Genomic DNA, 17,681 nt, shown 5'->3' with positions numbered 1-17,681 from the left:
ACATGCAGCGCACTTTTGATGCGCTGCAACTCTTTCAACACTATTAAGTCGTTGGAAACTGCATTAACATTGGTACAAACCATCAACTTTTGAATTCTCTGTGGCTAATAAAGATTATGTAAGGCGCGGTCGTAGTCCGAAAAAGCCGACCCCGAAAAAAACAACTCCACGTCGTAAACCTTGGCGTAGTGGCTTATTGGCACTGTTGCTCGTTTCCGGTTTTGGTTATGGGCTGTTCTTACTCAGCCGTGATCCTGAGCCGCCTCAAGCGGTTGTGGTTCCTACAAAACCAGTTGCAAAACCTAAGCCAGAGAAAGTGATCCCACCGCCCCCAGAGGAAAAATGGGATTACGTGGATAGCTTGCCGAAACGTGAAGTAGAAGTAGTAGCCAAAGAACAAAAAGTGTCTGAAATCCCTTATATCATGCAGTGTGGGGCGTACAAAACTTCGGCACAGGCTGAAAGCCGTAAACTTGATATCGCGTTTCAGGGTTTAAAAAGTGAAATCCGAAAAACGGAAGGCAGCAGTTGGTATCGCGTGGTATTAGGGCCATACAAATATAAGCGTGATGCGCAGCGTGACGAGCATAAATTACAACGCGCTAAAATTGAGCCGTGCGCCATTTGGACTGAACCACAATAAGAGCGATCACTCACCGCATCCAATCGATTCGCGGTGAGTGTTTTTTGTGACTTGAAATCTTCCCCAACCATCCTCATATATTTGCTAACTCCATCGTGAAAACAAATAAGAGGTCCTGTCGTGACTACCATCGTCTCTGTACGTCGTAATAATAAAGTTGTCATCGCCGGTGACGGACAAGTATCGCTCGGTAATACAGTAATGAAAGGCAACGCGCGCAAGGTTCGCCGTCTGTACAATAATCAAGTCTTGGCAGGGTTTGCAGGTGGCACAGCCGATGCGTTTACCTTGTTTGAGCGCTTTGAAAGTAAGCTGCAAATGCATCAAGGTCATCTTACTAAGGCCGCGGTTGAGCTGGCAAAAGATTGGCGTAGTGACCGAGCACTGCGTAAGCTAGAAGCGATTTTAGCGGTGGCTGATGAAACGGCATCGCTCATTATTACGGGCAATGGTGACGTCGTTCAACCAGAAAACGACCTGATTGCTATCGGTTCGGGTGGTAATTTTGCCCAAGCTGCGGCGACCGCATTATTAGAAAATACCGATTTAGATGCACGTGAAATCGCTGAAAAAGCACTAAAAATTGCGGGCGACATTTGCGTGTTTACCAACCATTTCCACACTATCGAAGAACTAGAAATACCGGCGGAATTGCTACTGCAACAAACAGTGACCACCGAAAAATAAAGACAGTGTTAGGGTAAAGAATTAAGGAAAATCTGATGTCTGAAATGACTCCACGTGAAATTGTTCACGAATTAAATCGCCATATTATTGGTCAAGATAAAGCCAAACGTTCGGTGGCGATTGCGCTGCGTAACCGCTGGCGTCGCATGCAGCTCGAAGAGAGCTTGCGCGCCGAAGTAACGCCGAAAAACATTTTGATGATTGGTCCAACTGGGGTGGGAAAAACGGAAATTGCTCGTCGTCTCGCCAAGCTTGCCAACGCACCATTTATTAAAGTGGAAGCGACCAAATTTACCGAAGTGGGTTATGTTGGTAAAGAAGTGGAAACCATTATTCGCGATTTAACCGATGTCGCGGTAAAAATGACTCACCAGCAAGCGATGGAAAAAGTGCAATTTCGCGCGCAAGAACAAGCAGAAGAGCGTATTTTAGATGCTTTATTGCCGCCAGCTCGTGATGCTTGGGGAGAGAATGAAAAGGGCGAAGAGAGCTCGAACACTCGCCAAATCTTCCGTAAAAAGTTGCGTGAAGGAAAGCTCGACGACAAAGAGATTGAAATCAATGTCGCTGTCCCTCAAATGGGGGTTGAAATTATGGCACCTCCGGGCATGGAAGAGATGACCAATCAGCTGCAAGGTTTGTTTCAGAACCTTGCGGGAGATACCAAGAAAAAACGCAAACTCAAAATCAAAGAGGCCTTCAAAGCTTTGACTGAGGAAGAAGCGGCAAAATTGGTCAATCAGGAAGAGCTGAAAGATCAAGCTATTTTTAATGTTGAAAATAACGGCATTGTCTTCATCGATGAGATTGACAAAATCTGTAAACGCGGCGAAAGCTCAGGTCCAGATGTGTCGCGTGAAGGAGTGCAACGTGATTTGCTACCTTTGATTGAGGGCAGTACTGTCTCGACTAAGCACGGCATGGTTAAAACTGATCATATCCTCTTTATTACGTCGGGTGCATTCCAAGTGGCGAAGCCCTCTGATTTAATCCCCGAGTTGCAAGGCCGCTTGCCGATTCGCGTCGAACTTGAAGCATTATCGAGCCATGACTTTAAACGTATTTTGACTGAGCCGAAAGCCTCTCTGACCGAGCAGTATATTGCGCTGATGAAGACGGAAGAGGTGCACATTGAATTCACTGAAGATGGCATCACTCAAATTGCGGAAGCCGCGTGGAAAGTGAATGAAACCACGGAAAATATCGGCGCACGTCGCCTGCATACCGTGATGGAGCGTTTGATGGATGAAATCTCATTTGATGCAACAGAAAAACCTGGCTCCTCAATGATTATCGATGCCGCCTATGTCAAGCAGCGCCTAGGTGAGTTAGTCGAGAATGAAGATTTGAGCCGCTTTATTCTTTAGCGGGTCGAATGGTCAGTACACTGTTTGTAGCCCGTCCAAAGTGACGGGCTTTTTATTGCCGTGTTATACTCGCCAGCAGAACAGTATATACTGACCCCTTTTTTGAACGGCAGTGACCTTGCATGAAGAATTCGCTCCATATCTGGCTTGATGCGGCCAGGCCTAAAACGCTCCCTCTCGCGCTAGTTTCTATTTTAACGGGCAGCGCGTTAGCTTTCTCATCGGGCCATTTTTCGTTGCCAGTAGCGCTGCTTGCTCTGCTTACCGCAACTTTATTACAAATTTTATCTAACCTTGCAAATGATTATGGTGATGCGGTCAAGGGCACGGATAATGAGGCTCGCTTAGGGCCAATCAGAGCGATTCAGTCCGGTGCGGTGACGCTCGATGATATGAAGCAAGCGATGCTGATTAACATCACATTGACGGTTATCTCGGGTTTGGTGTTGATTTTTTATGCACTGGATAGTGTGCAAAGTATTCTGGCTTTTGTCGGGCTGGGCGTGCTCGCTATTGTGGCCGCGATTGCTTACACGGTCGGTAACAAACCCTACGGCTATGTCGGCTTAGGTGATTTATCCGTGTTCATTTTCTTTGGTTTACTTGGGGTGTCTGGAACCTATTTCTTGCATACCGGCCATGTGGAACCGAGCCTGTTCTTACCCGCGTTAGGCTGTGGCTTATTGGCGGTTGCTGTGCTCAATGTCAACAATATGCGTGATATTGAAAATGATGCAGTTTGCGGTAAAAAAACCGTTGCCGTACGTCTTGGGCAAACGCGTGCCAAGCAATATCATTTTATGCTATTGGCGGGTGCGGTGATCGCTTTTGCTTGGTATTTAGTGATGCAAAGCAGCCCAACGTGGATAAGTTTGCCCTTTTTGTTGAGCATTGTGGTAGTGGTAAAACACAGTAAAGCGGTGTGGGTGAGTGATCAACCTGCGCAGATAGCACCTATGATGCCCGCTATCGTCAAATGTTCACTGATCACCAACTTGTTGTTTGTTGGAATTGTTATAGCTCAAACTCTGACGAGTTAATTGTCGCTTGTCATTGCAATGACTTAATGACCCTATATACTCGGTGAAGATAATTTTCGGCAAGAGAAGAACCATTATGGAATACAACACCTCTGCGTTATGTGATATTTATCTCGACCAAGTCGATGTGGTGGAGCCAATGTTTAGTAACTTTGGTGGAAGCGCATCCTTTGCTGGCCAGCTTACGACGATTAAATGTTTTGAAGATAATGGCTTAATCCGTGAAGTATTAGAGCAAGATGGGCTAGGACGGGTGCTGTTAATTGATGGTGGTGGTTCACTGCGCCGTGCGCTGATTGATGCAGAATTGGCCGCTCTTGCTGAAGAAAATGAGTGGGAAGGCATCGTTGTTTACGGTTGTGTCCGTGAAGTGGATGAACTCGAAGAGATGAGCATCGGCATTCAAGCGCTCGCCTCTATTCCTGTTGGAGCATCCAATCAAGGTATCGGTGAAGTGGATGTGCCTGTCAATTTTGGTGGCGTCACTTTCCTACCTGAAGATTATTTGTACGCTGATAATACGGGTATTATTTTATCTCCTGAGCCTTTAAATGTGGATATGGACTTAGATGATGACCTTGACGAGATTGAAGAGTAGTTTCTCGCGCTGAAAGGCGATGTTTCTAAGTGATAAAGCCAGCATGAATGCTGGCTTTTTTATATTTAGTTCACCACGACGTGCTCAACCAGATAAATGGTAGCATTAGCGAAACAGGTAAGTTCGTTTTAGACGCAGGGCGTAGTAATAACCCAGCAGCCCACCTAAGGTATTGCCTGCGGCAATCCCGATAAACAGCCCTTCGACATCATAGAGATACGAACCTAACCACGCGGCAGGAAGAGTGAACACAAACAGCCGCATCACGCTCCACTGAAAGGCGCGCATAGGTTGATGCAATGCATTCAATCCAGAGACAAGCATCATCACAATGCCTTGAAAGCCATAGCTCAGTGGCACCACCAGCAAATAGTGCCACAATAGATCGCGCACCGAGGGCTCTTGAGAAAATAGGGCTGACAAAGGGATGCTCAGCGGTACCATCATCGCAAAAATCATCAATTGGAATACGATAGAAAAACGCATGCTGAGGAACAGGCCAGCAAAGCTACGCTCGATATTTTTTGCGCCGATGTTTTGTGCCATAAAGGGAGTCAGTGCTGAGGTTAGTGACATCAAGACCAAAATGAGTATCGACTCAATACGCTGCGCGGCGCCGTAAGCGGCTACTGCAGCCGTGCCATGACTGGCCAGCATCATCATTAATAGCGCGCCAGAGAGTGGATTCATTGCATTGGAGAGTGCCGCTGGTGTGCCCACTTTTAAGATCTGCTGCCAATCATGCCATAAAGTAGGAAAATACGGCCATGCCAATAATTTTTCTCTTTTGATTAAGACATATAGCGATCCACACAGTGCGCCTAACCAACTGAATGCACTGGCAATAGCAGCACCTTGGATTCCTAATTCAGGGAAAGGGCCATAACCAAAAATCAGCAACGGATCGAGCAGACCGTTAATACAACCTGCGAGCATCATAATTTTAGCCGGCGTTTTAGTATCACCCGTTGCTCGAATTGCGCTGTTACCAGCCATGGGAATAACGAGCAAAGGAATGGTCAAATACCAAACCTGCATGTATTGCTCAATCAAAGGGATTAAATCGTCAGTGGCACCAAGCAGTAGGAAAAGTGGCTTAATGGTCAGTAACCCCAGAATTGAAGCGAATGTCACCAGCACCACAGCCAGCAACACGCCATGACTAGAAAAACGCGCCGCATTCTTAGCGTCACCTTGACCGAGTAAGCGGCCAATACTCGTCGAAAGTCCAATACCAATTCCCATGGTGATGCAGTTGACCGCAAAGGTGACGGGAAAGGTAAAACTGATGGCGGCAAGAGATTCGGTGCCCAACAGTGAGATAAAAAAGGTGTCGACCAAGTTAAACATCAAAATCGCGATCAAACCAAAAATCATTGGGATCGTCATTTGAGTGAGCACATTTGGAATTGGGGCGGTTAATAGGCCGTGTTTATCGTGCATTACTGGCAACGTAGGTTAAGCAAAACGTTAGGATACTTGATTCTGGCGATCGCGACTATAGCTGCTAGGATGGGAAGTGTGACGCGAGTGAAGAAACAAAAAAGGCCAGCAAATGCTGACCTTCTTAACGATAATTAGTGTGAATAATTACGCTTTTTTCGCTTCAGCTGCTGCTTTTGCGATAGCTGCAAAGCTTTTCGCATCAAGTGCTGCGCCGCCAACTAGAGCACCATCAATGTCTGGTTGTGCGAAGTAAGCTGCTGCGTTTTCAGGTTTTACAGAACCGCCGTATTGGATAACGACATTCTTCGCGACTGCTTCTGATTTTGCAGCAATGTGCGCGCGAATGGCAGCGTGAATACGTTGAGCATCATCTGCTGTTGCTGCTTTACCTGTGCCGATCGCCCAGATTGGTTCGTAAGCGATGATCGCGCCTTCTAGCGCTTCAACACCTTGGGTGTTGATCACAGCGTCAAGTTGACGTGCACACACGGCTACTGTTTCGCCAGCTTCGTTTTGTGCTTCAGATTCACCGATACAAAGTACTGGTGTTAGGCCATTTTCTTTTAGGAATGCAAATTTTTGCGCCACAAATTCATCGGATTCGTTGTGGTATTCACGACGCTCTGAGTGACCAATGATGATGTGTGTTGCACCGAATTCTTTCAGCATTGCTGGAGACATATCGCCAGTGAATGCGCCACTGTTGTGTACGTCGCTGTTTTGGGCACCCAGAATGATCGCGCTACCCGCATCGGTCAGAGTGCGCTCTGCTAGGTCAATAAAAAGTGCTGGTGGAGCAACGGCTACGTCAACACCCGTTACGCCTTCAAGCTCTGTATTCAGACCATTTAGCAGCTCAACAACCATCTCTTTGCTGCCGTTTAGTTTCCAGTTACCCATAACTACAGGATGACGCATAGGAATATCTCCATTATCTATCAAAGTTAAAATGAATGAATGTCAAAAATAAACGTGATTGCGAAAGAATATAACAGATAAAATCGGTCAGATCATGATTCGAGTCATGACTTTATGGGATCTTAAGCAATGCGTGATACCCCTTATCAGTGATCAGATAGACAGAATAGCCGATAATGGCTCGGATTTTACGAGATTAATTGTTATTAGTGGCTGTTAAAAGAAAAGCTAGTGATACCAATAAGGCTCACCAGTGTTGAAATTTGATCATGAATGAAGAAAAGGAATTCGTATGCCCAACCTTGTTATGGAATACTCGAACTCTGTGGATGAACGTGTGAATGTTCAAGGGTTATTGGAAGATCTTCACCAAGTCGCACTTCGCTGCGGATTATTTGACGCTGACTCAGTGAAATCACGGGCGCTACGCTGCCACCATTGGTGCATTGGTGAAGAGGGCGACAGTGTTGATTTTATTCACCTCAGCTTTGATTTACTGTCAGGGCGGACACCTGAACAAAAAAGAGAGTTGTCACGTCAATTAATGACGGTATTGCAACAGCAAGCTAGTCAAGTCAGGAGTCTGACCGTGAATGTGCGTGATATGGATAAAGATTGCTTCCAAAAGGTTGTAAATTAACCATTTTAGGTAACAAGATGTCGATTAAAGAACTGCTATTTTCATTTCAAGGACGCATCGGGCGCAAAGTATTTTGGATGTGGAATCTCTGTTATTACGCGTCCATTATGGGCTTCGCACTCGCTGCAAACCAAATGTTTCCTGCCTATACGCACCTGATCTTGCCGCTGTTTTTGCTAGTGGTGTTACTGCCTGATTTGGCCATCACGGTAAAACGTTGGCATGACAGAGATAAGTCTGCTTGGTGGTTATTGCTTAATGTCCCTTTGGTGATAGGCCGTATGAGTATGCCTTTTGCGAGTGCCGAGATTGCCACTCAAGCCAGTATGACAGAGTCATTGGTATCGCTGGTCGCACTGGTTTGTGGCTCATGGATTTTAGTCGAATGTGGTTTTATGAAGGGAACGCAAAGCCGCAACCGCTACGGACCTGAACCAGAGTAAACTTGATAGAAAAAAATTGATAAAACAACAGGAGGCCAATGCCTCCTGTTGTTTTAAAAAGCTTCAAATAGCGAGGTTAACGCCAGTCGCTGTGGCGCGGCACAAATGGAATGATGGTCGCGCTCGGTTGAGTGCGCGCCGATTCGCCATCTAAGGCATTTCTAAATTTCATCATCTGTTCGCCGAGCTCACGCATCAGCATAACATTAGCATGGACAGGGTTTTTGCATTGGCTCACCACCAAGTCAATGTGACTTTGCTGAGCCCATAACCTGTCTTGCATGTTGTTGGAAGAGGAGAGGATCATCTCTTCACAGATATCTTTTTTCAGTTGCGTAAAGGCATCTGGATTATGTTTGGCAAGTTCAACCAACTCATCAAAAGAAGGTAAGGCCTGTTTTTGAGGGGGCTCCATATCTTTCTCCTTTACACTATTTCTCTGTTGATTATTTTATCAACACAATGAAAGCATAACCGATCAATAAGGTAGGAGTTGGAACGAAATCGCCATTTCTTACTAATGAGACGATCTTAGCGTGGTGTGATTTGATAACGGCAGCGACGCTCACCCATAATGATGTGTTCGCTCCGTTCAACTACATATTGCTCACCGATCAACGTTTGGAAAATATTAAGTTCAGATTGGCACAGGTTAGGGCAGCGTGCCGCAGCTTTACAGATAGGGCAATGGTTCTCAATTAAAGTGTAACCGTTCGTTGATGGTATGAGCTCTGCCATATAGCCTTCTTGCTCACGAAGCGTCACTAGCTTAGCTAGTTTTTCTTCTAAACTGTGGCAATCAATTAATGCGTGTTGATACTGTGCTAATGTGTGAGCTTCACGCTCTGCCGCCACTTTGGCTAGTCCTTCTTTACCAAAAAGGTGCTCAACAGCATCAATCACTTGGATGATCAACTCGCCATGCCGATCAGCAAATTGGTCGTGGCCTTGTTGTGTCAAAGACCAGTGTCGAGTAGGGCGTCCGACTTTTACTTTGACATCATGAAACGCCACAATGCCATCATCTTCCAAACTTTGTAGGTGCTGGCGAGCCCCCATGGTGGTAATTCCTAGGTCGTCGGCCAGTCGTTTAGCGGTTACCGCTCCATCGCGTTTGATGGTTTGAAGTATTCGGTCAATGGTTTTCATCGCATTCCTCTGTTTGCCTTATCTATTATGAAGAAGCAGCTTAATAAAGCAAATTATTGACTATACAGGATGAGCCGCTAGTAACTTTTGTCAGCACAGAACCAAGATTCGCTATCAATTCGTTAAATAGATCACAAAATTTTCGCTTTCCCCCCTTGGGATCCCTTGCTTGCTCCCCCACATATCACTCACGAGCTGAGTAATCAGCCTTTTCATAAACCTAACGGAAAATCTAATCAGGAGAGACGACCGATGAACATTCGTCCATTACACGACCGAGTTATCGTTGAACGCCAAGAAGTTGAATCTAAATCTGCTGGTGGCATTGTTCTAACAGGTTCCGCTGCAGAGAAATCGACTCGCGGCGTCATCTTAGCAGTAGGCAAAGGCCGAATCCTTGAAAATGGTTCGGTACAACCGCTGGATGTCAAAGTAGGTGATACGGTTATTTTTGCAGAAAGCTACGGTACTAAAACGGAAAAGATCGACGGTAAAGAAGTGCTCATTATGTCTGAAAACGACATCATGGCGATTGTCGAGTAAGCATTGAGTAATTTTTGCTCTGATTCAAAAACGATTGATTAAAACAGAATTTAGAAAAGGAAATTAAAGATGGCTGCTAAAGACGTTAAATTTGGTAACGATGCACGTATTAAAATGCTAGAAGGCGTTAATATTCTAGCCGATGCAGTAAAAGTCACCCTTGGCCCTAAAGGCCGTAACGTTGTGATAGATAAATCGTTTGGTTCACCTATTATCACCAAAGATGGTGTCACTGTTGCGCGTGAAATTGAACTGGAAGACAAATTCCAGAACATGGGTGCACAAATGGTGAAAGAAGTTGCTTCTCAAGCTAACGATGCAGCGGGTGACGGAACGACAACCGCAACGGTATTAGCGCAAGCGATCATCACTGAAGGCTTGAAAGCTGTAGCCGCGGGTATGAACCCAATGGATCTTAAGCGTGGCATCGACAAAGCTGTCGTGGCGGCGGTTGAAGCGTTGAAAGAGCTTTCAGTACCTTGTTCAGACACTAAAGCGATTGCGCAAGTGGGTACTATTTCTGCGAACTCGGATTCAAGCGTGGGTAACATCATTGCTGAAGCGATGGAAAAAGTGGGCCGAGATGGCGTTATCACTGTTGAAGAAGGCCAAGCACTGCAAGATGAACTCGATGTAGTGGAAGGTATGCAGTTTGATCGTGGTTACCTATCTCCTTACTTCATTAATAACCAAGAAGCGGGCAGTGTTGATCTAGATAGCCCATTCATCCTATTGGTTGATAAGAAAATTTCTAACATTCGCGAACTGCTTCCTGCACTTGAAGCGGTAGCAAAAGCTTCTCGTCCACTACTGATTGTGGCGGAAGATGTTGAAGGTGAAGCATTGGCGACGCTGGTTGTGAACAACATGCGTGGCATTGTAAAAGTTGCTGCCGTGAAAGCACCTGGTTTTGGTGATCGCCGTAAAGCGATGCTACAAGACATTGCTACCCTAACGGGCGGTACTGTGATTTCTGAAGAGATCGGTCTTGAGCTTGAAAAAGTGACCTTGGAAGATCTAGGCCAAGCGAAGCGCATCTCTATCACTAAAGAAAACACCACCATCATTGATGGTGCAGGTGAAGAGCAAGCCATTAAAGGTCGCGTTGCACAAATTCGTCAACAAATTGAAGACGCAACTTCAGATTACGACAAAGAAAAACTACAAGAGCGCGTGGCCAAACTGGCAGGTGGCGTTGCAGTGATCAAAGTCGGTGCAACCACTGAAGTTGAAATGAAAGAGAAGAAAGATCGCGTAGAAGATGCACTGCATGCAACTCGCGCAGCCGTTGAAGAAGGCGTGGTTGCGGGTGGTGGTGTTGCACTGATCCGTGCGGCTGCTAAAGTTGCGGGCCTTGAAGGTGACAACGAAGAGCAAAACGTAGGTATTCGTGTTGCACTACGTGCGATGGAAGCACCAATTCGTCAAATCGTGAAAAACGCGGGCGAAGAGGATTCTGTTGTGGCTAACAATGTTCGCGCTGGTGAAGGTAACTATGGTTACAACGCTGCGACGGGTGAATATGGCGATATGATCGACATGGGTATTTTGGATCCAACCAAAGTGACTCGTAGTGCGCTACAGTTCGCAGCTTCAGTCGCGGGCCTTATGATCACCACAGAAGCTATGGTGACTGAGCTACCGAAGAAAGAAGCGGCAATGCCTGATATGGGCGGCATGGGCGGTATGGGAGGGATGATGTAATCATCCTCTCTCAATAAGAAACCGGAGCTTGCCTCCGGTTTTTTTTCGCATAATTAGCTCAATCCTGACGTTTGAGTGATCCGACTCTTCTAGACTTCGTCTCTTCACTGATCACAATTTGGTGATGATGTGAGTGAAATAGCGTGAACAAACCCAATATTAACGGTTTCATTGGTCAATGGAGATCTTTATGAAAAAAGTACTTTCAGCACTAGCCGTAGTGGCTGCGTTATCTTCTTCTGTTGCGATGGCTGGCACTCCAGTTATGTTTTCTTCCATTAATAACTTCAATGCGCCGGATGAAAATGCGGTATCAGGTGTTCGTGTTGCGGCTCTTTACGGTAAAGTGAATGAAGTTAAAGGCTTAGATCTCGCCGTTGTTGGATTATCTGAAACTGACTCTACGACGGGTGTAAATTTAGGTCTTTTAGGGGCATCGAAAGTCAATCAAGAGATGACTGGTGCTTCACTCGGTTTGTTAAACTGGAATACAGGGCAAACCGTGGGTGCTAACGTGGGTGTAGTGAATCTGACCAACAATGTACAAGGTGCTAACGTCAGTCTAGTGAACTACTCTGAAGGTAATACCATGGTTGATGTTGGTGCAGCAAACTTCTCTGATACATCGAAAGTGCAAGTGGGTTTGTTCAACAAAACCACAAAAATTGAAGGTGTTCAGGTTGGTCTAATTAACTGTGCGGATAACGGTTTCTTTAAGTGTTTTCCTATCATCAACTTTGCTAAATAGCCGATGAATTGAAATCGAAAGAGCAGCATCAAGCTGCTCTTTTTTTTCACCTTATGTACGACGACGAAAGCGTTGATGAACACCACGGCGCAAACTTTGAAAGCTATTTTCTACCTTATCCACGCCATACAACACACACAATGCCAATACCGTGATAATGATGGATTGCTGTAAGTAACCAAGACCGATCATCAATCCCAGTGATGCTAGTACCCAAATAACAGCGGCTGAGGTGACGCCATGGATTTTCCCATCTTGAGTCATCATCACGCCTGCGCCTAAAAAACCAACCCCAGTAATAATTTGTCCAAGCACGCGAGCTTGATCTAAGGTGTTAGGGGACAGTGATACGGCCATCGCTAGAAAGAGGTAAGTCCCTGAGATGATTAATATTGATGTGCGAATGCCCACCGGTTTACCGCGGGTTTGGCGTTCAACGCCAATCAGTAACCCATTGATAGCACAGCACAATAATGCAGACCAACTGAATGGACTAAGATCAAGAAATTGTCCGAGAGATTGCATGATGGTTTTCCCAAAAGTATGAAGGTAAGAGTTCGTTGATTGACACCGAACCGCTCTTTGAAGTTCTGTAATTACTCAAGATGCAGATCGAGTGGCGTTTTACTGGCTCTGCCACCGATTTCTCGAGTTAGCTTAGCAACAAGATAGCCCGAGACTCGCTCAATGACACCTGCCATTATTTCTTTTGCTTTTTGATCACTAACAAAAAAGTGCGCTGCGCCTTGCACTTTATCCAGCACATGCAAGTAGTAAGGCAAAATTCCTGCATCAAATAACGTTTCGCTGAGCGCGACTTGCGCATCAACGCTATCATTGACACCTTTTAACAATACACCTTGGTTGAGTAAGGTAACATTGATGGCGCGCAGACGACTCATCTGCTGTTTGAATTCTAGATTGATTTCATTGGCATGGTTAATGTGCGTCACCAAAATGACTTGTAAGCGAGTTTCACGCAGCAGATCACACAATGCATCGGTGATTCGAGCGGGGATCACCACGGGTAAGCGCGAGTGAATACGCAATCGTTTAATATGAGGCACGCTGCTGATTGCATCGATGAGCCAACGCAGTTCTTCATCTTTCGCCATTAGCGGATCACCGCCCGATAAAATGACCTCATTGAGCTCGGGATGCGCGGCAATATAGTCGACACTTTGCTGCCACACCTGCTTTGATCCTTTATTCTCTTGGTAGGGGAAATGACGACGAAAGCAGTAACGGCAGTTAATCGCACAACCACCTTTGACTATCATTAGCACTCGGTTGCGGTATTTATGCAGCAATCCCGGAATGGCATTGTTTTGCTCATCAAGCGGGTCATTTGAGTACCCATCATGCCATTCAAACTCTTCATTGAGTGGCAAAACTTGACGCAACAGGGGATCGTAAGGGTTTCCTTTTTCCATGCGATCGACAAAACTTTGTGGCACCCGTAGTGCGAAGAGTTTGCGTGCGGCAAACCCATTTTGCCAAAGGGCAGGATCAATCTCTAACTGCTGGAGAAGCTCGGCAGGGTTTGAGATCGCATTCGTTAATTGTTGAAGCCAGTTTTGCTCAACAGAATCAAGTTTTCGGGTTATTATATGCGGCATTGAATTTAACTCGAAGAATGGTAAGAGGAAAAAATGGCTACTGTTAGCACGAATGAATTTAAAGGCGGTCTCAAAATTATGCTTGATAATGAGCCTTGTGTCATTCTCGAAAATGAATATGTGAAACCAGGTAAAGGCCAAGCCTTCAACCGTGTCAAAATCCGTAAACTTCTTTCTGGCAAAGTGTTGGAAAAAACATTTAAGTCAGGTGATTCAGTAGAAACGGCTGACGTAATGGATATCGACCTTGATTATCTCTATAACGACGGCGAATTCTACCACTTTATGAATAATGAAACATTCGAGCAAATTGCGGCGGATAATAAAGCGGTGGGTGAAAGCGCAAAATGGCTAGTGGAAAACAACACCTGCATGTTGACGCTTTGGAACGGTAACCCAATTGCGGTAACGCCACCAAACTTTGTTGAACTTGAAGTGGCTGAAACTGATCCGGGCTTGAAAGGTGATACGCAAGGTACGGGTGGTAAACCCGCTACGTTGGTCACAGGTGCTGTGGTACGTGTGCCACTGTTCATCTCTATCGGTGAAGTGATCAAAGTGGATACCCGCTCTGGCGAATACGTAGGTCGAGTCAAATAATCACCTCAAAGTAAGTAAGAAGGTCGCTCGGTAAGCGGCCTTTTTTATTGCTCCAAAGCTGAGTGAGTGCCGTAATAAAAAAGAGCTGCCGAGGCAGCTCTTTGATGTCATCACTTTTCTATCTTTAAATCATAAAGATAAAAACGACTGCGAGCGCGGAAATCAGCCCTGCAAACGCATAACAAGCGATTTTACCCACTAAACCCGTGTGGAATTTTAGGTCATGCATACCGTGATGGACACGGTGCATGGCATGCCACATCGGTAAGGCTAATGTGCCAATGATAAACAGTGCGCCGATGATGCTAGTCGCAAAACTCGAAACGCGTTCATAACTCATTGCTTCAGCATCGATAATGCCTAATGGTGCTAAAATACCCAACACGAGAATGGTGATCGGGGTAATCATCGCAAACCATGTTCCACCAGCACCAAACAGCCCCCACCAGATAGGTTCATCAGAACGTTTTGGCGTGCGATTTACCTTATAATTGTTGTTCATGACTATAAGCTCCTACACCACGATGAGAACAATCAGTGAGATAAACGCAACCGCTGCCCACTGAGTTAATACGATGATTTTCTTGTCGACTAGCTTACCTTTCAAGCGGATTGGCATCACTTGAGGCATCATGCTAAAGAAGGTTTGTGCATGCAGCAAACTCCCCGCTAACGCGACAATATTGATTGCGACCACAATTGGGTTTGCCATAAAGCTTAGCCAGCCTTCCCATGCTTCAGGGCCTTTAACCAAGCAGCCCAAGCCAAAGGTAAGGAATAAGGTAAAGAATATCAGTGGCAGTACCGTGGCTTCACGCAACATGTAGAAGCGGTAGAATGGGTGATCTTTCCACCAAGTACGTGTCATTTCACGAACGTAAGGTTTACGGTTACTCATCCTTATCCCTCCACTTTCTTTGGTGAACCGTCAGGTTTTAGCATGGCAATCACGAAGTCCATTGAAGATTCAACTTTGCCTTGGTTGACGGCTGCCGCTGGGTCAACGTGTTTTGGACACACTTCAGAGCAGTAACCAACAAAGGTACAACCCCAAGCACCGTTATCACCATTGATAAGCTTCATACGCTCGGCTTTACCATGGTCACGGCTATCTAAGTTGTAGCGGTGAGCAAGGGTTAATGCTGCGGGGCCAATAAACTCAGGGTTCAAACCGAACTGAGGGCAGGCCGCGTAGCAAAGACCGCAGTTAATACAACCAGCAAATTGTTTGTATTTGGCCATTTGCTCTGGCGTTTGTAAGTTGGTGCCATCTTCAGGTTTGCGATCGTTGCCAATGATGTAGGGTTTAATGGCTTCAAGACGCTCGATAAACGAAGTCATATCCACGATCAAATCTTTTTCAATTGGGAAGTTGGCTAAAGGTTCAATCTTCACGCCATTGGGGTAATCGCGCAGGAAGCTTTTACAAGCCAATTTAGGTACGCCATTGACCATCACACCACACGAACCGCAGATCGCCATACGGCAAGACCAGCGATAAGAGAGATCCTTATCGAGGTTATCTTTGATGTAGCCAATCGCGTCGAGCACTGACATGGTGTCATCAAAGGGAACTTCAAACGCTTGCAGGCGTGGTTTAGCGTCTTTTTCTGGGTCGTAGCGCAAAATGTCTACTTTTTGAATGCGATTTGCTGACATTATTTTTGCTCCTCTGCGCTTTTCTCTTCTGCCGCTTTTTCCGCAGCGGCAGCCTGTTCTGCCGCTTCACCATAGAGACGAGCTTTCGGCTGAGATTTCGTGATCTTAACTGCGCTGTAGTCGATACTTGGAGCAGCATCAGGTTGATAGAAAGCTAAAGAGTGCTTGAGGTAGTTCACATCATCACGCTCAGTACAACCTTCGTCTAAACGCTGATGCGCACCGCGAGATTCTTTACGCAAGATAGCTGAGTGAACCATAGCTTCAGCCACTTCAAGGCCATAACCGACTTCGATAGCGTACAGAAGGTCGGTGTTGAACACTTTGCCTTTATCTTTAATGCTAATGTTCTTGTAGCGTGCTTTTAGCTCGGTGATTTTATCAATCGTCGCTTGCATTAAATCTTCTTGGCGGTAGATACCACAACCCGCTTCCATGGTGTGACCCATCTCAGTGCGAATGGTGGCCCAGTTTTCATCACCTTCTTGGTTCATTAACGCTGCAATACGCTCTTCTACGGCTTTGACTTGTTTGGCGATAGATTCATCGTTCCAACCTTTGAATTCCGCTGCGCGTTTCACTGCACTTTCACCCGCAACGCGGCCAAAAACCACAAATTCAGCTAACGAGTTAGAACCCAAACGGTTTGCACCATGCAAGCCAACCGAGGCACATTCGCCGACAGCAAACAGACCTTTGATGCGCGTTTCACATTGTCCATCCGTTTCGATACCACCCATGGTGTAGTGTACGGTTGGACGAATTGGGATCGGCTCTTTTGCTGGATCAACGTTGACGTAAGCTTTCGCCAATTCGCAGATAAACGGCAAACGCTCTTGTAAGTACTCTTCACCGAGGTGGCGAAGATCAAGCAGCACCACATCACCAAGCGGATGTTTGATGGTGTTGCCTTTCTGTTGTTCATGCCAGAAAGCTTGAGAAACTTTGTCGCGAGGACCGAGTTCCATGTATTTGTTTTTAGGCTGACCCACCGGAGTTTCTGGGCCCATACCGTAATCTTGCAGATAACGATAGCCATTTTTATTGACGATGATGCCACCTTCACCGCGGCAGCCTTCCGTCATCAAAATACCCGTGCCAGGTAGGCCAGTTGGGTGGTATTGCACGAACTCCATATCGCGTAGAGGGACGCCATGACGATAAGCCATCGCCATACCATCGCCGGTTACAATGCCGCCGTTGGTGTTGCAGTGGTACACACGGCCCGCGCCACCAGTGGCTAATACTACAGATTTTGCTTTGATGGTTACTAGCTCACCTTCGGACATATGAATCGCGATAAGCCCTTGAACTTCGCCATCTTCAACAAGTAGATCCACCACGAAATACTCATCAAATCGATTGATTTGTGGGTACTTCATTGAAGTTTGGAAGAGGGTGTGAAGCATGTGGAAGCCTGTTTTGTCAGCCGCAAACCAAGTACGTTCGACTTTCATGCCACCAAAACGGCGTACGTTTACTTCGCCATTTTCTTTACGGCTCCATGGGCAACCCCACTGTTCCATTTGCACCATCTCGCGGGTCGAGTTGGCCACAAAATATTCAACAACATCCTGTTCACATAGCCAATCTCCACCACCAACGGTATCGTTGAAGTGGTTGTCAAGGCTATCTTCTTCCTTGATAACTGCTGCTGAGCCTCCTTCCGCTGCAACCGTATGAGATCGCATAGGATAAACTTTAGAAATCAGAGCAACTTCTAAATCAGGGTTTGCTTCAGCGGCTGCAATTGCAGTGCGAAGACCAGCGCCGCCTGCGCCGATGACTGCGATATCTGTGGTGATAATTTGCACAGTTATCCTCCGGTGTGTGATGCGGAAAATCCGCTTGTTATAGTTAAAGGTTCGTAAGCCTTA

Annotated in this window: 21 protein-coding genes; 11 read left to right on the top strand and 10 right to left on the bottom strand. The window is 46.1% G+C overall.

Going from position 1 to position 17,681, the window contains the following annotated elements:
* The first annotated feature begins 100 nt into the window (after positions 1–100).
* The 5 genes from AACT23_RS14670 to rraA all read left to right on the top strand — a co-directional run bounded on the left by AACT23_RS14670 (position 101) and on the right by rraA (position 4,335).
* On the top strand, positions 101–643 hold the full coding sequence (locus AACT23_RS14670) for an SPOR domain-containing protein (protein WP_017043196.1): 543 nt from the start codon (positions 101–103) through the stop codon (positions 641–643).
* A gap of 120 nt (positions 644–763) precedes the next feature.
* A complete protein-coding gene (gene hslV / locus AACT23_RS14665; protein WP_010317615.1) occupies positions 764–1,330 on the top strand; it encodes an ATP-dependent protease subunit HslV in 567 nt (188 codons plus the stop codon).
* A 35-nt stretch (positions 1,331–1,365) separates the two neighbouring features.
* A complete protein-coding gene (gene hslU, locus AACT23_RS14660; protein ID WP_013855851.1) occupies positions 1,366–2,697 on the top strand; it encodes an HslU--HslV peptidase ATPase subunit in 1,332 nt (443 codons plus the stop codon).
* Between the two features lie 122 nt (positions 2,698–2,819).
* Positions 2,820–3,737, top strand: coding sequence for a 1,4-dihydroxy-2-naphthoate polyprenyltransferase (locus tag AACT23_RS14655; RefSeq protein WP_017043197.1), 918 nt, complete (start codon positions 2,820–2,822; stop codon positions 3,735–3,737).
* Positions 3,738–3,813: 76 nt separating this feature from the next.
* The gene (gene rraA / locus AACT23_RS14650; protein WP_026027418.1) at positions 3,814–4,335 is read left to right on the top strand and encodes a ribonuclease E activity regulator RraA; all 522 of its coding nucleotides are present in this window, start codon (positions 3,814–3,816) and stop codon (positions 4,333–4,335) included.
* Positions 4,336–4,440: 105 nt separating this feature from the next.
* On the opposite strand, the gene AACT23_RS14645 is transcribed toward rraA, so the two are convergent.
* Both AACT23_RS14645 and tpiA read right to left on the bottom strand, forming a co-directional pair.
* Positions 4,441–5,778 carry an MATE family efflux transporter gene (locus AACT23_RS14645; protein ID WP_094123850.1) on the bottom strand — a complete coding sequence of 446 codons (1,338 nt, stop codon included), beginning with the start codon at positions 5,776–5,778 and terminating at the stop codon, positions 4,441–4,443.
* Positions 5,779–5,925: 147 nt separating this feature from the next.
* Positions 5,926–6,699, bottom strand: coding sequence for a triose-phosphate isomerase (tpiA, locus tag AACT23_RS14640; RefSeq protein ID WP_088729193.1), 774 nt, complete (start codon positions 6,697–6,699; stop codon positions 5,926–5,928).
* Between the two features lie 292 nt (positions 6,700–6,991).
* On the opposite strand from tpiA, the gene AACT23_RS14635 reads away from it, so the two are divergent.
* Together AACT23_RS14635 and AACT23_RS14630 are read left to right on the top strand one after the other, a co-directional pair.
* Entirely contained in the window at positions 6,992–7,339 is a 348-nt protein-coding gene (locus tag AACT23_RS14635) for a 5-carboxymethyl-2-hydroxymuconate Delta-isomerase (protein WP_013855856.1), read from the top strand.
* 17 nt (positions 7,340–7,356) lie between these two features.
* The gene (locus AACT23_RS14630) at positions 7,357–7,782 is read left to right on the top strand and encodes a DUF805 domain-containing protein (protein WP_029190043.1); all 426 of its coding nucleotides are present in this window, start codon (positions 7,357–7,359) and stop codon (positions 7,780–7,782) included.
* Positions 7,783–7,858: 76 nt separating this feature from the next.
* On the opposite strand, the gene AACT23_RS14625 is transcribed toward AACT23_RS14630, so the two are convergent.
* Together AACT23_RS14625 and AACT23_RS14620 are read right to left on the bottom strand one after the other, a co-directional pair.
* Positions 7,859–8,197: a DUF3135 domain-containing protein gene (locus AACT23_RS14625; protein WP_013855858.1), complete on the bottom strand. Its 339-nt coding sequence runs from the start codon at positions 8,195–8,197 to the stop codon at positions 7,859–7,861.
* Positions 8,198–8,313: 116 nt separating this feature from the next.
* A complete protein-coding gene (locus AACT23_RS14620) occupies positions 8,314–8,931 on the bottom strand; it encodes a helix-turn-helix transcriptional regulator (protein WP_013855859.1) in 618 nt (205 codons plus the stop codon).
* A gap of 252 nt (positions 8,932–9,183) precedes the next feature.
* Between AACT23_RS14620 and AACT23_RS14615 the strand changes: the two genes are divergently transcribed.
* From AACT23_RS14615 to AACT23_RS14605, 3 genes are all read left to right on the top strand, one after another.
* The gene (locus AACT23_RS14615; protein WP_010317634.1) at positions 9,184–9,474 is read left to right on the top strand and encodes a co-chaperone GroES; all 291 of its coding nucleotides are present in this window, start codon (positions 9,184–9,186) and stop codon (positions 9,472–9,474) included.
* A gap of 69 nt (positions 9,475–9,543) precedes the next feature.
* A complete protein-coding gene (gene groL, locus AACT23_RS14610) occupies positions 9,544–11,178 on the top strand; it encodes a chaperonin GroEL (protein WP_013855861.1) in 1,635 nt (544 codons plus the stop codon).
* 190 nt (positions 11,179–11,368) lie between these two features.
* Positions 11,369–11,926, top strand: a complete 558-nt coding sequence (locus tag AACT23_RS14605; RefSeq protein WP_026027420.1) for a VC2662 family protein — start codon at positions 11,369–11,371, stop codon at positions 11,924–11,926.
* A gap of 51 nt (positions 11,927–11,977) precedes the next feature.
* Here the strand turns inward: AACT23_RS14605 and AACT23_RS14600 are convergent, their stop codons facing one another.
* A complete protein-coding gene (locus AACT23_RS14600; protein WP_013855863.1) occupies positions 11,978–12,451 on the bottom strand; it encodes an MgtC/SapB family protein in 474 nt (157 codons plus the stop codon).
* Positions 12,452–12,522: 71 nt separating this feature from the next.
* On the bottom strand, positions 12,523–13,545 hold the full coding sequence (gene epmB / locus AACT23_RS14595; protein WP_019282863.1) for an EF-P beta-lysylation protein EpmB: 1,023 nt from the start codon (positions 13,543–13,545) through the stop codon (positions 12,523–12,525).
* Between the two features lie 33 nt (positions 13,546–13,578).
* Here epmB and efp point away from each other — a divergent pair, with 33 nt between their 5' ends.
* On the top strand, positions 13,579–14,145 hold the full coding sequence (efp, locus tag AACT23_RS14590; protein WP_017043203.1) for an elongation factor P: 567 nt from the start codon (positions 13,579–13,581) through the stop codon (positions 14,143–14,145).
* 124 nt (positions 14,146–14,269) lie between these two features.
* Here the strand turns inward: efp and frdD are convergent, their stop codons facing one another.
* The 4 genes from frdD to frdA are packed head-to-tail and all read right to left on the bottom strand — an operon-like array spanning position 14,270 to position 17,618.
* On the bottom strand, positions 14,270–14,647 hold the full coding sequence (gene frdD, locus AACT23_RS14585; protein WP_010317640.1) for a fumarate reductase subunit FrdD: 378 nt from the start codon (positions 14,645–14,647) through the stop codon (positions 14,270–14,272).
* A gap of 12 nt (positions 14,648–14,659) precedes the next feature.
* Positions 14,660–15,043: a fumarate reductase subunit FrdC gene (gene frdC, locus AACT23_RS14580; RefSeq protein WP_094127512.1), complete on the bottom strand. Its 384-nt coding sequence runs from the start codon at positions 15,041–15,043 to the stop codon at positions 14,660–14,662.
* Positions 15,044–15,045: 2 nt separating this feature from the next.
* Entirely contained in the window at positions 15,046–15,804 is a 759-nt protein-coding gene (locus AACT23_RS14575) for a succinate dehydrogenase/fumarate reductase iron-sulfur subunit (protein WP_017046770.1), read from the bottom strand.
* Positions 15,804–17,618 carry a fumarate reductase (quinol) flavoprotein subunit gene (gene frdA, locus AACT23_RS14570; RefSeq protein WP_013855868.1) on the bottom strand — a complete coding sequence of 605 codons (1,815 nt, stop codon included), beginning with the start codon at positions 17,616–17,618 and terminating at the stop codon, positions 15,804–15,806. The genes AACT23_RS14575 and frdA overlap by 1 nt, the downstream gene beginning before the upstream one ends.
* Positions 17,619–17,681 lie beyond the last annotated feature (63 nt).

This window comes from Vibrio sp. V09_P4A23P171 (assembly GCF_963875615.1).
GTDB classification, from domain to species: Bacteria; Pseudomonadota; Gammaproteobacteria; order Enterobacterales; family Vibrionaceae; genus Vibrio; species Vibrio anguillarum.
Note: the sequence above shows the minus strand (reverse complement) of the source record. Positions and strands in the feature narration are given on the sequence as shown.

Coding starts and splice junctions, on each gene's coding strand:
- AACT23_RS14635 (WP_013855856.1), top strand. CDS start 6,992: ATGCCCAACCTTGTTATGGAATACTCGAACTCTGTGGATGAACGTGTG.
- AACT23_RS14630 (WP_029190043.1), top strand. CDS start 7,357: ATGTCGATTAAAGAACTGCTATTTTCATTTCAAGGACGCATCGGGCGC.
- rraA (WP_026027418.1), top strand. CDS start 3,814: ATGGAATACAACACCTCTGCGTTATGTGATATTTATCTCGACCAAGTC.
- efp (WP_017043203.1), top strand. CDS start 13,579: ATGGCTACTGTTAGCACGAATGAATTTAAAGGCGGTCTCAAAATTATG.
- epmB (WP_019282863.1), bottom strand. CDS start 13,545: ATGCCGCATATAATAACCCGAAAACTTGATTCTGTTGAGCAAAACTGG.
- AACT23_RS14625 (WP_013855858.1), bottom strand. CDS start 8,197: ATGGAGCCCCCTCAAAAACAGGCCTTACCTTCTTTTGATGAGTTGGTT.
- AACT23_RS14600 (WP_013855863.1), bottom strand. CDS start 12,451: ATGCAATCTCTCGGACAATTTCTTGATCTTAGTCCATTCAGTTGGTCT.
- AACT23_RS14655 (WP_017043197.1), top strand. CDS start 2,820: ATGAAGAATTCGCTCCATATCTGGCTTGATGCGGCCAGGCCTAAAACG.
- frdD (WP_010317640.1), bottom strand. CDS start 14,647: ATGAACAACAATTATAAGGTAAATCGCACGCCAAAACGTTCTGATGAA.
- hslU (WP_013855851.1), top strand. CDS start 1,366: ATGTCTGAAATGACTCCACGTGAAATTGTTCACGAATTAAATCGCCAT.
- AACT23_RS14645 (WP_094123850.1), bottom strand. CDS start 5,778: ATGCACGATAAACACGGCCTATTAACCGCCCCAATTCCAAATGTGCTC.
- frdC (WP_094127512.1), bottom strand. CDS start 15,043: ATGAGTAACCGTAAACCTTACGTTCGTGAAATGACACGTACTTGGTGG.
- AACT23_RS14605 (WP_026027420.1), top strand. CDS start 11,369: ATGAAAAAAGTACTTTCAGCACTAGCCGTAGTGGCTGCGTTATCTTCT.
- AACT23_RS14615 (WP_010317634.1), top strand. CDS start 9,184: ATGAACATTCGTCCATTACACGACCGAGTTATCGTTGAACGCCAAGAA.
- AACT23_RS14575 (WP_017046770.1), bottom strand. CDS start 15,804: ATGTCAGCAAATCGCATTCAAAAAGTAGACATTTTGCGCTACGACCCA.
- tpiA (WP_088729193.1), bottom strand. CDS start 6,699: ATGCGTCATCCTGTAGTTATGGGTAACTGGAAACTAAACGGCAGCAAA.
- groL (WP_013855861.1), top strand. CDS start 9,544: ATGGCTGCTAAAGACGTTAAATTTGGTAACGATGCACGTATTAAAATG.
- AACT23_RS14620 (WP_013855859.1), bottom strand. CDS start 8,931: ATGAAAACCATTGACCGAATACTTCAAACCATCAAACGCGATGGAGCG.